The following is a 13,808-nucleotide window of genomic DNA, read 5'->3' as shown; positions in this document are numbered from 1 at the left end:
AGACCGGGACCTGATATGACAGACTTCAACAAGATCCTGATCGCCAATCGCGGCGAGATTGCCATCCGCGTCATGCGCGCAGCAAACGAGATGGGCAAACGCACCGTCGCTGTTTACGCTGAAGAAGACAAACTGGGCCTGCACAGGTTCAAGGCGGACGAGGCCTATCAGATTGGCGAGGGCATGGGTCCGGTCGCGGCGTATCTGTCGATTGACGAGATCATCCGCGTGGCCAAACACTGCGGCGCGGATGCGATCCATCCGGGCTATGGCCTGCTGTCCGAAAACCCGGATTTCGTGGATGCCTGTGTCAAAAACGGCATCACCTTCATCGGCCCCCGGGCCGAGACCATGCGTGCACTGGGTGACAAGGCCAGCGCGCGGCGCGTGGCCATCGCGGCCGGTGTGCCTGTCATTCCGGCCACCGAAGTTCTGGGTGATGACATGGACGCGATCCGCAAGGAGGCCGCCGAGATCGGATACCCGCTGATGCTCAAGGCGTCCTGGGGCGGCGGCGGGCGCGGGATGCGCCCGATCCAGTCGGAGGATGAGCTGGAAGAAAAGGTTCTGGAAGGCCGCCGCGAGGCTGAGGCCGCCTTTGGCAATGGCGAAGGCTATCTGGAAAAGATGATCATCCGTGCCCGCCATGTCGAGGTGCAGATCCTGGGCGACAAGCATGGTGAGATTTATCACCTTTATGAACGCGACTGCTCGGTCCAGCGCCGGAACCAGAAGGTCGTCGAACGCGCCCCTGCCCCGTACCTGAGCGAAGATCAGCGCGCCGAGATTTGCGAACTGGGCCGCAAGATCTGTGCCCATGTGAATTACGAATGCGCGGGCACTGTCGAGTTTCTGATGGATATGGAGACGGGCAAGTTCTACTTCATCGAGGTAAACCCGCGCGTACAGGTCGAACACACGGTCACCGAAGAGGTCACCGGCATCGATATCGTTCAAGCGCAGATCCTGATCGCCGAAGGCAAAACGCTGGCCGAAGCCACCGGTGCCACCAGTCAGGCAGAGGTGCATCTGAACGGTCATGCGCTGCAGACACGGATCACCACAGAAGACCCGCAGAACAACTTCATCCCCGACTACGGGCGTATCACCGCCTACCGCTCGGCCACGGGCATGGGCATTCGTCTGGATGGCGGCACGGCCTATGCGGGCGGGGTGATTACGCGGTATTACGACTCGCTGCTGACAAAGGTCACTGCCTGGGCGCCGACACCCGAGAAGGCGATCAGCCGGATGGACCGCGCCCTGCGCGAGTTCCGTATTCGCGGCGTCAGCACCAATATCGATTTCGTCATCAACCTGCTGAAGCACCCGACCTTCCTGTCGAATGAATACACCACTAAGTTCATCGACACGACGCCGGATCTGTTTGCCTTCAAGCGCCGCCGCGACCGGGGCACCAAGGTTCTGACCTATATCGCCGATATCACGGTGAATGGTCATCCCGAAACCAAGGGCCGCCCCGAACCTCGTGCCGACCTGAAAGTCGCCAAGCCCCCCGCGCCGAAGGCTGAGCCGCGGATGGGCACGCGCAACCTGCTGGAGCAGAAAGGCCCGCAGGCTGTGGCCGACTGGATGAAGGCGCAGCGGCAGCTGCTGATCACCGACACCACCATGCGAGACGGACACCAGTCGCTGCTGGCGACCCGGATGAGGTCGATCGACATGATCAAGGTGGCGCCAACCTATGCCGCGAACCTGCCGCAGCTGTTTTCGGTCGAGTGCTGGGGCGGTGCGACCTTCGACGTGGCCTACCGGTTCCTGCAGGAATGCCCATGGCAGCGACTGCGCGACCTGCGTGAGGCAATGCCGAACCTGATGACGCAGATGCTGCTGCGGGGTGCGAACGGGGTTGGTTACACCAATTACCCCGACAACGTGGTGCAGGAATTCGTGCGCCAGGCATCGAAAAACATTGATGTCTTCCGCGTCTTCGACTCGCTGAACTGGGTCGAGAACATGCGTATTGCGATGGATGCTGTTATCGACAACGGCAAGATCTGCGAGGGCACCGTTTGTTATACCGGCGATATTCTGGATCCTGATCGCGCCAAATATAACCTGAAATACTATGTCGGCATGGCCAAGGAACTGCGCGACGCAGGCGCGCATATTCTGGGTCTGAAGGATATGGCGGGCCTGTTGAAACCAGCCTCGGCCAAGATTCTGATCCGGGCGCTGAAGGAAGAGGTTGGACTGCCGATCCACTTCCACACCCATGACACGGCCGGCATCGCCAGCGCCACCATCCTTGCCGCCTCTGAGGCGGGTGTGGACGCGGTGGATTGCGCAATGGACAGCTTCAGCGGCAACACCTCCCAGGCGACGCTGGGCACCGTGGTCGAGGCCCTGCGCCACACCGACCGTGACACCGGGCTGGACATCAAGGCCATCCGCGAGATCAGCGATTACTTCGAGGCAGTGCGCGGTCAATATGCGGCCTTCGAATCGAGCCTGCAGGCCCCGGCGTCCGAGGTGTATCTGCACGAGATGCCGGGCGGTCAGTTCACCAACCTCAAGGCGCAGGCGCGCAGTCTGGGTCTGGAAGAGCGCTGGCACGAGGTCGCGCAGATGTACGCCGATGTGAACCAGATGTTCGGCGATATCGTAAAGGTAACGCCGTCGTCGAAAGTTGTTGGCGACATGGCCCTGATGATGGTCAGTCAGGGCCTGACCCGCGAACAGGTCGAGGATCCGGCGACAGATGTGGCCTTTCCCGACTCGGTCGTCGACATGATGCGCGGCAATCTGGGTCAGCCTCCGGGAGGATTCCCGAACACCATCATCAAGAAGGTGCTGAAGGACGAGGCCCCCAACACCCAGCGCCCCGGTAAGGACGTGCCTGCCGTCGATCTTGAAGCCACCCGCGCCGAGTTGTCCAAGCAGTTGGAAGGCAAAGAGGTCGATGACGAGGACCTGAACGGGTACCTGATGTATCCCAAGGTGTTTCTGGATTACATGGGCCGTCACCGGATTTACGGCCCGGTCCGTACCCTTCCCACGCGCACCTTCTTTTACGGTATGGAGCCCGGCGAAGAGATCACGGCCGAGATCGACCCCGGCAAGACGCTGGAAATCCGGTGTCAGGCCATCGGCGAGACGGATGAAAAAGGCGAGGTCAAGGTGTTCTTCGAACTCAACGGCCAGCCGCGTGTGATCCGGGTGCCGAACCGGATGGTCACATCAACCACACAGGCGCGCCCAAAGGCCGAGGTCGGCAACCCCGATCATGTCGGTGCGCCGATGCCGGGTGTTGTGGCCACGGTTACCGTCACCGCAGGCCAGCAGGTCAAGGAAGGCGACATGCTGCTGACCATCGAGGCAATGAAGATGGAAACCGGTATCCATGCCGAGCGTGATGCGACAGTCAAAGCCGTGCATATCCAGCCCGGCGGCCAGATTGACGCAAAGGACCTTCTGATCGAACTGGAATAAGACGGAAAACAACCTAATGTTCGTCAGGCCGTGTGGGAGACCGCACGGCCTTTTTCTATGATTGAGCGGAGACCCATTATGCTTGCAATCACCCCGATCTATGCGGCCTTGGTCGCACTTCTCTACGTCGCACTCAGCGTCAAAGTGATCCTGCAACGACGCAGCGATAAGATCTCGGTCGGGGATGGTGGCAGCAAGCTGATGATCAAGGCGATACGGACACACTCGAACTGCGCCGAATACGCCCCGATTTCCCTGTTGCTGATTGCCATGGTTGAGCTTCAGGGCGCGGCCGGAATATTGGTCCATCTGCTGGGGCTGATGTTACTGGCGGGGCGTCTTTTGCACGCGTACGGATTTGGGCGAACGCCGCAGATCGTCATCCTGCGGCAGGCCGGCATGAGCCTGACGTTCCTCGCCATTCTGGGGGCGGCCTTCGCAAACCTGATTCTGGCGCTTTAGGCCGTCTGGCGGGTGTTACCCTGCCAGAACGGTTGTTTCGATCTGCGGTGCACCCAGCAGAACCGGTGTGAACTGATCATGTTCATGCAGGTCCGGCTTCATGATGGCAGCGCCGATCAGAATCATCGCGGCAAGTGTCACGATCTTCAGGTCTGCAACGGATATCATGACGGCACCTCCTGCCTGTGTTTTACTGATTTGCATTACGGGTTGAACGGATCACGGGCCGGATTCCGTCGAAAAGATTTTTCCCGCTTTTTGTGTTTTTCCGCTTGCAGCCCCGCGTGGGAATTTATACATCCCTCCTCACTCAACGGCGCGGGCGTAGCTCAGGGGTAGAGCATAACCTTGCCAAGGTTAGGGTCGGGCGTTCGAATCGCCTCGCCCGCTCCATTGAGAGGTCTTCGGACCACATATGTATCTGATGCGGGCGTAGCTCAGGGGTAGAGCATAACCTTGCCAAGGTTAGGGTCGGGCGTTCGAATCGCCTCGCCCGCTCCAGATACCAAACCTTCCAAACATGCTGGTTCTTCTGCCCCGGTTGCGGCATTCTGAATGCAATTCGCAACACGGGATGTTCGCATGTCTGATTATGTTATCCGCCCCTTGTCCGCTGATGAGTTGCAGGAGGCTGTGGATTGGGCCGGGCGCGAGGGGTGGAATCCGGGTCGTCACGATGCCGAGTGCTTTCGTACAACTGATCCCGATGGGTTCTTGGGAGGTTTTCTGGATGGCGAATTGATCGCGTCTGTCTCGGCGGTGAACTACGACGATGATTTTGCCTTTTTGGGTTTCTACATCGTCAAGCCAGAATACAGACACCATGGCCACGGGCTTGAGATTGCGCAGCACGCGCTGGCCCACTGTGCCGGGCGCAACATGGGTCTGGATGGCGTGGTCGAGCAGCAGGACAACTACCGGAAATCCGGGTTCACCTTTGCCTATAACAACTACCGCTTTTCAGGGCGGGTTGCAGATATCCTAGGCGCGCTGGCACCGACCGCTGGTGTTGATGTGCTGAGCACCGTTTCAGATGCGTTAAGGGACTATGATCGTCAGCTTTTCCCCGCCCGGCGCGATGCGTTCCTGCATGGTTGGCTGAGCGCAAGCGGCCATGTGTCCCGCGTGTTTACCGAAGACGGGCAGATCAAAGGCTATGCCACGCTGCGCCCCTGTCGGACCGGATACAAGGTCGGGCCGCTGTTTGCGGACCGCGCCGACATTGCCGAAGCACTGCTTGCAAGCGTATTAAAAGCTCTGCCCGAAGATCAAAGCGGGCAAGAGGTGTTCATCGACATGCCACAACCCAACAGTGCCGCCTTTGCACTGGCCGACAGGCTGGGCCTTGCGAAAGTGTTCGAAACGGCCCGGATGTATTCCGGCGATCAGCCGGATATCGACCTGAGCCGCATCTATGGCGTGACAACGTTTGAGTTGGGTTAAAACGCCTTGAACGTCATCGTCGTCAGCGAGCGTTCGATATTGGGAATCACCAGCAGGTGTTCGTTGATGAAATGGCCTACATCCTCGGTTTCGGGGATGTAGAGCTTGAGCATCAGATCAAACTCACCACTAGTGGAATAAAGCTCTGAGTGTATTTCGCGCAGCGCGATTTCCTCGGCGACCTTGTAGGTGGTGCCGGGTTTGCAGCGGATCTGGATGAATACGCAGGTGGACATGGCGTGGCCCTGTTGGTTCGTGTTGTCTGCAAGCTGACATGGTGCCGGGCCGGGTGCAATCCCTTGCAACAGTTTGCAGCGATTGCAACGCATGGTCTGGATCAACCGGCCCCACCCCGTCTATAAGCGCGCCTGTAGCAAAAGGAATTCGCCCATGCGCACCGCTTCGATCAGCCGCAAGACCGCCGAAACCGAAATTTCGGTCGAGGTCAATTTGGATGGCACCGGCACCTATGACAATCAGACCGGCGTCGGGTTCTTTGACCATATGCTGGACCAGCTGGCGCGCCACTCGTTGATTGATATGACAATCCGCGCCAAGGGTGACTATCACATCGACGATCACCACACGGTCGAGGATACCGGCATCGCCCTGGGTCAGGCTTTGACACAGGCCCTGGGCGACAAGAAGGGCATCCGGCGCTATGGCGAATGCCATCTGCCGATGGATGACGCTCAGGTGCGCTGTGCGCTGGACCTGTCGGGCCGTCCGTTCCTGATCTGGACTGTCGATCTGCCGACGCAAAAGATCGGTACGTTCGACACGGAACTGGTGCGCGAGTTTTTTCAGGCGCTCAGCACCCATGGCGGCATTACCCTGCATATTGACCAGTTGCACGGCTTCAACAGCCACCACATCGCCGAGGCTGCGTTCAAGGCTGTCGCGCGCGCGTTGCGTGATGCGGTTGAGACCGATCCGCGCAAGGCGGATGCGATTCCGTCGACCAAGGGCGCGCTGTAAATGCTGACAGCCATCATCGACTATGAAAGCGGCAATCTGCATTCAGCGGAAAAGGCGTTTCAGCGCATGGCGCAAGAGGTCGGCGCTGGTGACGTTGTCGTCACCTCTGACGCGGATGTGGTTGCGCGTGCGGACCGACTGGTTCTGCCCGGAGATGGCGCTTTCCCGGCCTGTGCCGCCGAGCTGCGCGGCCATAAGGGTATTTATGACGCGATGGTCGAAGCGGTCGAACAGAAGGGCCGTCCGTTTCTGGGTATTTGTGTTGGTATGCAGCTGATGGCAACCAAAGGCCATGAATACACCGAGACCGATGGTCTGGGCTGGGTGGCAGGTGATGTTGTTCGGATCGAACCGTCAGATGCCGCGCTGAAAGTGCCGCATATGGGCTGGAACGATCTGGTTCTGGAAAGCGATCACCCGATCTTTGCCGGGGTGAAATCAGGCGATCACACCTATTTCGTCCATTCCTACCACTTCCGTGTAAGCAACCCGGCGCAGCGGTTGGCTTATGTGGAATATGGGCAGGACGTCACGGCCGTGATTGGCCGCGACACGATGGTTGGGATGCAGTTTCACCCCGAGAAAAGCCAGGATGTTGGCCTGCGCATGCTGGGCAACTTCCTGACCTGGAAGCCCTGAGGCTTACTGAACCCGCGTCCAGGTTTGCCCGCGACAGATCAGGCCGCCCGCCACGCATCCCTTGACGGTCAGCTTGTTCTGGCCGTCCAGTGACATCTTCGAGTTGTAGGTTTTGTCCCGGTCGGGGGCCCAGATTTTACCACTGTCATAGCTGCCGCCCCCTTCGGGAACCATGTCCCAGATGATCTTTTTGCCAAGGTTCTCATATTCCAGCTGCTGGTTGCCATCGGCGTCGAACGCGCTGTCGATGGTGCCGCAGATCGCACTGCCGCATTCGGAAATCGTCACATGCAGATAGCCACCCGTGTCGCCCGGCGCGGTTTTCCACAGGCCGTCAACCGGATCGTCTGCAAAAGCAGCTGTAGCAAGCAGCATCAGGCCCGCGGAAAGAGTAAAAGTCTTCATGATTTTCTCCCTGTTTTGAAGGCAGTCTGACCCGCCAGTGGGCGACGGGCAAGAATGACCCAGCGTCGCGTTGCATCCCCTGCCCTGCTTGTGCGATATCCCGCTCGTGTAACAGTGATATAGGGCCGCCCGACATGATCCTCTACCCCGCCATCGACCTCAAAGACGGCAATGCCGTACGCCTGCTGCGTGGTGAAATGGACAAGGCCACCGTGTTCAACGAAGACCCGGCCGCTCAGGCCCGTGCTTTTGTCGAGGCAGGGTGCGAATGGCTGCATCTGGTCGACCTGAACGGCGCATTCGCAGGCGAGCCGGTCAACGCAGCGCCGGTTGAGGCAATTCTGAAAGCGTGCAAGGTGCCTGCGCAACTGGGCGGCGGCATCCGTGACATGGCCACGATCGAAACCTGGATCGAGAAAGGGCTGGCGCGGGTCATTTTGGGCACTGTCGCTGTCGAAAACCCCGACCTTGTCCGCGAAGCAGCCAAAGCCTTTCCCGGCAAGGTCGCCGTCGGCATCGACGCACGCAACGGCATGGTGGCCACCAAGGGCTGGGCCGAAGAGACCGACGTTCAGGTCACCGATCTGGCCCGTAGTTTCGAAGACGCAGGCGTTGCGGCAATCATCTACACCGATATCAATCGCGACGGTGCCATGCAGGGCCCGAACATCGAAGCGACCGCTGCCCTTGCACAGGCCGTTTCCATCCCGGTGATCGCCTCGGGCGGTGTCAGTTCGCTGGACGACCTGATCGCCCTGCGCGATTGCGGCGTTGCGCTGAACGGCGCGATTTCAGGTCGGGCGCTTTATGATGGCGCGATTGATCTGGCCGAGGCCATCCGCGCCCTGTCGTGATCGGTTATTGCGCGGCTGCGGCGGTCAGCTTGGCCAGCGCACCGCGCATCTTTTCGATGACCGGTGATTTGTCGACATCGTTCAGATCGTCCAATGTCTCTTTCGGGTCTTCATAGATCAGCCACACCTGGCCATTGGCGTCTTCGTAAGCCTGCACCTTGAGAGGCAGAAACAGCCCGGCACGCGGGTCGATCTGCATGGCTGGCGTACCCAGCGCAGGGTTGCCGAAAATCAGTACCTGATTGGCGGGAATGGGCGTGCCGATCTTTTCCGCCCCGGCCGCGTGGTCGATGCGGGCAAACACGGTTGCGCCTGCATTTCCGACGGCAGCTTCAAGCGCGTCCAGCGCCTCCGCCACGGATTTGTCGGTTTGAACCTTGATCAGATCATCTGCCATAGCGGTCAGCGCGCCTCCGAACGAAAAAACATAAGCCAGTATCAGTCTACGCATATCGATATTCCTTCTGTGAAATTCACCCCAATTCTCACAGATTTGAGACCGCTCACAATCACAAGTCTGGCATCGGCAAGGCTTTGCCGCTAGAGGTGCGCCCGTAAAGGATATCCTATGCTGAAAACCCGGATCATTCCCTGCCTTGATGTTGCTGATGGCCGTGTGGTCAAAGGCGTGAATTTCGTGGGCCTGCGCGATGCGGGCGACCCGGTGGAATCGGCCAAAGCCTATGATGCAGCCGGAGCGGACGAGATCTGCTTTCTCGACATTCACGCGACCCATGAGAATCGCGGCACCATGTTCGATGTGGTACAGCGCACGGCGGAACAGTGTTTCGTGCCGCTGACCGTGGGCGGTGGGGTGCGAACAAAAGACGATGTGCGCGCCTTGCTGCTGGCGGGGGCGGACAAGGTCAGCTTCAACTCGGCCGCGGTTGCCAACCCGGACGTGATTGCCGAAGCGGCAGATCAGTTCGGCAGTCAATGCATTGTCTGCGCCATCGACGCCAAGACCGTCAGCCCCGGCAAGTGGGAAATCTTTACCCATGGCGGGCGCAAACCCACCGGCATTGATGCGGTTGCCTTTGCAAGAGCCGTGGTCGCCAAGGGGGCCGGTGAAATCCTGCTGACCTCAATGGACCGCGACGGCACCAAATCCGGGTTCAACCTGCCGCTGACCCGCGCCATTTCCGACGCGGTAGATGTGCCCGTGATCGCCTCGGGCGGTGTTGGCACTCTGGACCATCTGGTCGAGGGCGTCACCAAGGGCGGCGCAAGCGCCGTATTGGCGGCATCGATTTTCCATTTCGGCGAATACACCATCCGCGAGGCCAAGGAACATATGGTCGCAGCTGGCATCCCCATGAGGTTGACATGAGCATCTTGCACGATCTGGCCGCCACGATCGAGGCACGCAAGGGGGCTGATCCCGACAGCAGCTGGACGGCCAAGCTACTTGCGAAAGGCCCTGAGAAATGCGCCGAGAAATTTGGTGAAGAGGCCATAGAGGCCATCATCGAAGCCGTAAAAGGGGATCAGGTTAAGCTGACCTCGGAAGCGGCGGACGTGTTGTATCACCTTCTGGTCATGCTGGCCGCGCGGGACGTGGCGCTGGATGATGTTCTGGCCGAGCTGGACCGCCGTCAGGGCACCAGTGGTATCGCCGAAAAGGCTGCCCGCCCCAAAGGGTAAGGCCCGGGTTCCGCACCGTCGCCTGTGCCGTTATAATCGGATGCCAGACTGTCAGGCTGAAGGCGCGATATGATCCGAGTTTTGATGCTTGTGGCAACCCTTGCCATCGTGGCTGGCTGCACCTCGCCGCCGCGCTCGACCGGGGACGAGGTGCAGCGGCTCGCCTCGGAGATTCAGGGCCTTGGCCCGGATATCGACCCCGAGGAGGCCCGACGCGCGGCGGGAATTGCTTACGCCTATACCGCCCAGCTGGTCGAGGAATACCAGATCACAGACCCGCCCCTGATCCATAATATGAAGGTCAACAAGGGGCTGCGCCCGCGTGGGCTGTGCTGGCATTGGGCCGAGGATATCGAGCGGCGGCTGAAACAGGAAAACTTCCGGACGCTGGATCTGCACCGTGCCATCGCAAACGCGGACAACCCGACGCGGATCGACCACAGCACCGCAATCATCAGCCGTAAAGGCGCGACGCTGTATGACGGTGTCGTATTGGACCCGTGGCGTTATGGCGGCGTGTTGTTCTGGTCTCCGCTGGTCGAGGATACCCGGTATGACTGGGTCCCGCGCGACGTGGTGCTGGAAAAGCGGCGGAAGGAACAGGTCGCCCGCCTGAAACCTTACGTCCCCGCCAAACCCTAAAGCTTGGACGAAATGATCCCGGTCGAAAATCCACCCATGCGCAATTCGCCAAACAGGCGCTGATATTCGATTTTGGGGCAGCGGTTCATCACCACATCGACCCCACGGGCCTTGGCCTTTGCCGCCGCTTCGGGGTGTTCCACGCCAATCTGCATCCAGATCGTACCGAGCGACGGAAACGCATCCAGCGCCTCGTCCACAATAGGTGGCACGGCCTCGGACCGCCGGAAAATGTCCACCATGTCCACAGGCTCGGAAATTTCTGACAGGCTGCCGCAAACCGTCTGACCAAACAGGTCATTGCCCGCGTGGCCCGGATTAACGGGAATCACCTTGAACCCTTTCAGCGACAAATAGCGCGCCACGTAATAGCTGGGTCGCACCGGGTTCATGGAAACGCCGACAACAGCCACCGTCTTGGTGCGTTGCAAAATGGCCTTGAGGTACTGATCGGAATAATCTGGCATGCCCTATCCTTAACAGCGTTCCAAAAAGAAAAAAGCGCCCAAGAAAGCTTGGGCGCCAGTTGTTGGAACGAGGGACAGTGAAATGACCCGCGGCAGTTCCGTTCCGCGGTCACTGTGACATTTAAGCATGGATCTATTAAAAAAAAGAGGGGCAGCGCATTTTTGTGATGACTTTTCACAATTAGCTGAACTTTACCTATCTTCCGTAGAGAATTGCGGGCCAATTTTCTTCGGCCATCGCAATGTACCCTGTTTGATCCTGCTGCCAGATTTCCTCGACCTCGGGCGAATGCGTCAGGTAAAGACGCCCATCGACCACCTGCCACGCATTGGGATCTGTGCTTTTCAGCACGCCCATCGCCATCCCGTACGAGCAATAGCCGCCGAACTGCGGCGCAAAGGCGCGCGGATTGCCCTCGAAGAGCTCACGATTTGTCTGCGATTTGAAATGCCACCGGGCACCTTTCCACATGACCGCATTTTCGGGCACCCCTTTTGAGGGCGCATCGCTGCCAAAATATGACACGGGATCATACCCCGCCAACGCCACACCATCAGTGGCGTAATACACGGGTTTGTCCTGCGCAAATACGGCAGGGGCAAGCAGCACAGTGCTCAGCGAGCAAAGAAGAGTACGTCGGTTCAGCATCGTCACATTGGAATCTGCACATTCAAGACCATCAAGATGCAACTTTTCGCGCTTTTCGAAACCCCTGTTGACGCGGTTGTGAATGAGTGTCCGCCAATTGAAACTTAGTCAAAGACGTCTTCGATCACGTCCCATGCTTCATCGAACACGCGCGCAAGCATGGTCTTTTTCCTCTTTTTGCGCTTTGTTTTCCGAGGGGCAGTATGAGACACAGCGGCGCGCATCGGTTCGGGTTTGAGTACTTTCCGCACGGGCAACATCTTCAGGTCGTGCAGCGGTGCCCCACAGCTGGAACAGCTAAGCTCGTGCCGTTCCTTGCCTTTCAGGATCAGGGCAGCCCGGGTGCCGCAATAACAGCAGGTCGCGATTTTGGCAGGACCGGGAATGACGCTCTCCTTTATTCAGGGTCGCGATGCATATAAGGCGATTGCCGCAGCATTTGAGACGTTCAGGGAACCAAATCCCCCGGCTGCGTCAATTTTAACCAACTGATCCACGGTTTCCTTTGTCTTCTGCCGCAATCCTGGACCTTCCGCACCCAGCACAAGCGCGACTGGGCGGTTCCGGCCAGTGCCCAAAGCGCCTTCGATTGTCACGTCGGCTTCTCCGTCCAGCCCAAGAACCAGAAAGCCCATGCCCTGAAGCTCGACAATCGCGTCCGAAAGGTTGCGCACCCGCAGATAGGGCTGCCGTTCAAGCGCGCCGCTGGCGGTTTTTGCCAGTGCTCCGGTCTCGGGCGCGGAATGGTGGCGTGTGCCAATCACAGCACTGGCCCCCAGAACTTCGGCCGAGCGCAGAATCGCCCCAACATTGTGCGGGTCGGTGACCCGGTCCAGCAGAATGACACGAGGGTTTTCACGACCGATGCAGTTATCGGCCAGACTACCCCATTCCAACGGCTTGACCTCTAGCGCTGCGCCCTGATGTACTGATCCGGCATCGATGGGGGCAGAAAACTTTCGCGGGTCGACTATCTCGGCCTCGATCCCAGCAAATTCAATAGCTTCCGCCAGTTTATCGCATGCATTCCGCGTCACCATCAGGTGTAGTTTTTGCCGTTTTGGGTTCATCAGCGCATCGCGAACCGCGTGCAGGCCAAACAGCCAGACGGTTTCTGCAGCGGCAGCTTTGCGCGCCTGTTCCTTTTCGACGACCCATTTGGGTTTCTTCATTTCAAGGGCCTCCGGGCCGGGAATTCGGTTTCCTGCGCCAAAGGGAAATTTTCCTGTTGACGCTCCTTTGGTGCGCTAGTAATCACGCCTCCACGTCAGGTGCAACGCCTGACAGTGGGCGACAGGCCGCAAGGTGTGGCAGGGGACTGTAACTCCCTCGCGGAGACGCACGCCTGGTTCGATTCCAGGGTCGCCCACCATCTTTCCAATGTATTTCGAAGATGGTCAGGACGTGTAGTCCGCACTGCTCTGTAATCTGGCAGCTGCGTTATTGCTTTTGGTCTGCCACCATTCTCAGATGCGACAGACCTGATCAGTTTTACAGATCTTAACCCGGGGCTAACGCGACTGGATCGTGGACGAAGGGTTCCGCGTGGTCTTCGCCACCGCATGTCATGACGTTCAGATCAACACGCCGGTCGATTGCCCACCTATTCCGCAGCCGGGCGCATCTGAGCTATGCGGTTGAACCAACGCACGATTTCGTCCAAGTCCGCAGGCAACTCCTCGGCCGCGCCTTCGGCGAAGGCGTTGAACTTTTCGGCGTTCAGCCCGTTCACGCCGACCAGCACCGGAATTTCCAGCGCCAGCGCTTCGCCGATCACCGGGCGGAACCCCCGCCCATCAGACTCATGTTTACCGAATTTGTTGATAATCAACAGGTCCGGCGCGTTCGCAAGCGAGGCGGTCACATACCCAACCGCCTGTTCCAGCGCTGCGGGGTCCAGACGGCAGCCACGGGACTGGGTGCCCAGTGATTGCGAGATACGGATGGTTTCGCCGTTAGGCAGCACGCGCACGTCCATATCGCATTTGCTGCTGTCGGCGCATTCCGTGTTTGTTTGCACGACACCGGCCAGTTTCGCGCCGGACGCCAGCAGACGTCCAGCAACAGCGCTGAGCAGGCGATCCGTCGCGCCGCGGTCGGTGGTGGTGACATAGGCCAGATGCATCTTGGACCTCTTGTAAATCGATTGTGACGTTTCAAATAGCACGCAAG

General features: G+C 59.1%; 18 protein-coding genes and 3 tRNA genes. 12 read left to right on the top strand and 9 right to left on the bottom strand.

Annotation, left to right across the window (positions count from 1 at the left end; all coding sequences use genetic code 11):
* The first annotated feature begins 15 nt into the window (after positions 1-15).
* Positions 16-3,453, top strand: coding sequence for a pyruvate carboxylase (locus ACR0NZ_RS00685; protein ID WP_480516264.1), 3,438 nt, complete (start codon positions 16-18; stop codon positions 3,451-3,453).
* Positions 3,454-3,531: 78 nt separating this feature from the next.
* The gene (locus ACR0NZ_RS00680; RefSeq protein ID WP_480516262.1) at positions 3,532-3,915 is read left to right on the top strand and encodes an MAPEG family protein; all 384 of its coding nucleotides are present in this window, start codon (positions 3,532-3,534) and stop codon (positions 3,913-3,915) included.
* A 15-nt stretch (positions 3,916-3,930) separates the two neighbouring features.
* On the opposite strand, the gene ACR0NZ_RS00675 is transcribed toward ACR0NZ_RS00680, so the two are convergent.
* Positions 3,931-4,083, bottom strand: coding sequence for a hypothetical protein (locus tag ACR0NZ_RS00675; RefSeq protein WP_480516260.1), 153 nt, complete (start codon positions 4,081-4,083; stop codon positions 3,931-3,933).
* Between the two features lie 150 nt (positions 4,084-4,233).
* Between ACR0NZ_RS00675 and ACR0NZ_RS00670 the strand changes: the two genes are divergently transcribed.
* From ACR0NZ_RS00670 to ACR0NZ_RS00660, 3 genes are all read left to right on the top strand, one after another.
* Positions 4,234-4,308 (top strand) — tRNA-Gly (locus tag ACR0NZ_RS00670).
* Between the two features lie 33 nt (positions 4,309-4,341).
* A tRNA-Gly gene (locus ACR0NZ_RS00665) sits at positions 4,342-4,416 on the top strand.
* A gap of 81 nt (positions 4,417-4,497) precedes the next feature.
* Positions 4,498-5,358 carry a GNAT family N-acetyltransferase gene (locus tag ACR0NZ_RS00660; RefSeq protein ID WP_480493789.1) on the top strand — a complete coding sequence of 287 codons (861 nt, stop codon included), beginning with the start codon at positions 4,498-4,500 and terminating at the stop codon, positions 5,356-5,358.
* Here the strand turns inward: ACR0NZ_RS00660 and ACR0NZ_RS00655 are convergent.
* Positions 5,355-5,594 (bottom strand): Lrp/AsnC family transcriptional regulator, encoded by a 240-nt coding sequence (locus ACR0NZ_RS00655; protein ID WP_480482339.1) that lies wholly within the window; start codon positions 5,592-5,594, stop codon positions 5,355-5,357. The genes ACR0NZ_RS00660 and ACR0NZ_RS00655 overlap by 4 nt on opposite strands.
* A 154-nt stretch (positions 5,595-5,748) precedes the next feature.
* Here ACR0NZ_RS00655 and hisB point away from each other — a divergent pair, with 154 nt between their 5' ends.
* Both hisB and hisH read left to right on the top strand, forming a co-directional pair.
* Entirely contained in the window at positions 5,749-6,336 is a 588-nt protein-coding gene (gene hisB / locus ACR0NZ_RS00650) for an imidazoleglycerol-phosphate dehydratase HisB (RefSeq protein WP_480516258.1), read from the top strand.
* Positions 6,337-6,975 carry an imidazole glycerol phosphate synthase subunit HisH gene (gene hisH / locus ACR0NZ_RS00645; protein ID WP_480493787.1) on the top strand — a complete coding sequence of 213 codons (639 nt, stop codon included), beginning with the start codon at positions 6,337-6,339 and terminating at the stop codon, positions 6,973-6,975.
* A gap of 3 nt (positions 6,976-6,978) precedes the next feature.
* Here the strand turns inward: hisH and ACR0NZ_RS00640 are convergent, their stop codons facing one another.
* The gene (locus tag ACR0NZ_RS00640; RefSeq protein WP_209504550.1) at positions 6,979-7,380 is read right to left on the bottom strand and encodes a DUF2147 domain-containing protein; all 402 of its coding nucleotides are present in this window, start codon (positions 7,378-7,380) and stop codon (positions 6,979-6,981) included.
* Between the two features lie 134 nt (positions 7,381-7,514).
* Here ACR0NZ_RS00640 and hisA point away from each other — a divergent pair, with 134 nt between their 5' ends.
* Entirely contained in the window at positions 7,515-8,234 is a 720-nt protein-coding gene (hisA, locus tag ACR0NZ_RS00635; RefSeq protein WP_480493786.1) for a 1-(5-phosphoribosyl)-5-[(5-phosphoribosylamino)methylideneamino]imidazole-4-carboxamide isomerase, read from the top strand.
* Between the two features lie 4 nt (positions 8,235-8,238).
* On the opposite strand, the gene ACR0NZ_RS00630 is transcribed toward hisA, so the two are convergent.
* The gene (locus tag ACR0NZ_RS00630) at positions 8,239-8,685 is read right to left on the bottom strand and encodes a DUF302 domain-containing protein (protein WP_480493785.1); all 447 of its coding nucleotides are present in this window, start codon (positions 8,683-8,685) and stop codon (positions 8,239-8,241) included.
* A 117-nt stretch (positions 8,686-8,802) separates the two neighbouring features.
* Between ACR0NZ_RS00630 and hisF the strand changes: the two genes are divergently transcribed.
* The 3 genes from hisF (at position 8,803) to ACR0NZ_RS00615 (ending at position 10,520) form a co-directional block, all read left to right on the top strand.
* Positions 8,803-9,564, top strand: a complete 762-nt coding sequence (gene hisF, locus ACR0NZ_RS00625) for an imidazole glycerol phosphate synthase subunit HisF (protein ID WP_480476924.1) — start codon at positions 8,803-8,805, stop codon at positions 9,562-9,564.
* Complete coding sequence (locus ACR0NZ_RS00620; RefSeq protein WP_480475891.1) at positions 9,561-9,878, top strand: phosphoribosyl-ATP diphosphatase; 318 nt, start codon at positions 9,561-9,563, stop codon at positions 9,876-9,878. The genes hisF and ACR0NZ_RS00620 overlap by 4 nt, the downstream gene beginning before the upstream one ends.
* A 69-nt stretch (positions 9,879-9,947) precedes the next feature.
* Entirely contained in the window at positions 9,948-10,520 is a 573-nt protein-coding gene (locus ACR0NZ_RS00615) for a hypothetical protein (RefSeq protein WP_480516255.1), read from the top strand.
* Here the strand turns inward: ACR0NZ_RS00615 and ACR0NZ_RS00610 are convergent.
* The 4 genes from ACR0NZ_RS00610 to rlmB all read right to left on the bottom strand — a co-directional run bounded on the left by ACR0NZ_RS00610 (position 10,517) and on the right by rlmB (position 12,808).
* Positions 10,517-10,987 (bottom strand): CoA-binding protein, encoded by a 471-nt coding sequence (locus ACR0NZ_RS00610; RefSeq protein WP_480475887.1) that lies wholly within the window; start codon positions 10,985-10,987, stop codon positions 10,517-10,519. The genes ACR0NZ_RS00615 and ACR0NZ_RS00610 overlap by 4 nt on opposite strands.
* Positions 10,988-11,183: 196 nt before the next feature.
* Positions 11,184-11,558, bottom strand: a complete 375-nt coding sequence (locus tag ACR0NZ_RS00605; RefSeq protein ID WP_480516253.1) for a YHS domain-containing (seleno)protein — start codon at positions 11,556-11,558, stop codon at positions 11,184-11,186.
* Between the two features lie 182 nt (positions 11,559-11,740).
* Complete coding sequence (locus tag ACR0NZ_RS00600; RefSeq protein ID WP_480517718.1) at positions 11,741-12,022, bottom strand: hypothetical protein; 282 nt, start codon at positions 12,020-12,022, stop codon at positions 11,741-11,743.
* A gap of 15 nt (positions 12,023-12,037) precedes the next feature.
* Positions 12,038-12,808 (bottom strand): 23S rRNA (guanosine(2251)-2'-O)-methyltransferase RlmB, encoded by a 771-nt coding sequence (gene rlmB / locus ACR0NZ_RS00595; protein WP_480516251.1) that lies wholly within the window; start codon positions 12,806-12,808, stop codon positions 12,038-12,040.
* 116 nt (positions 12,809-12,924) lie between these two features.
* Here rlmB and ACR0NZ_RS00590 point away from each other — a divergent pair.
* Positions 12,925-13,008 (top strand) — tRNA-Tyr (locus ACR0NZ_RS00590).
* 231 nt (positions 13,009-13,239) lie between these two features.
* Here the strand turns inward: ACR0NZ_RS00590 and ACR0NZ_RS00585 are convergent.
* The gene (locus tag ACR0NZ_RS00585) at positions 13,240-13,761 is read right to left on the bottom strand and encodes a DUF2478 domain-containing protein (RefSeq protein WP_480475881.1); all 522 of its coding nucleotides are present in this window, start codon (positions 13,759-13,761) and stop codon (positions 13,240-13,242) included.
* Between the last annotated feature and the right edge of the window lie 47 nt (positions 13,762-13,808).

It is taken from the genome of Ruegeria sp. AE3 (assembly GCF_056542225.1).
Note: the sequence above shows the minus strand (reverse complement) of the source record. Positions and strands in the feature narration are given on the sequence as shown.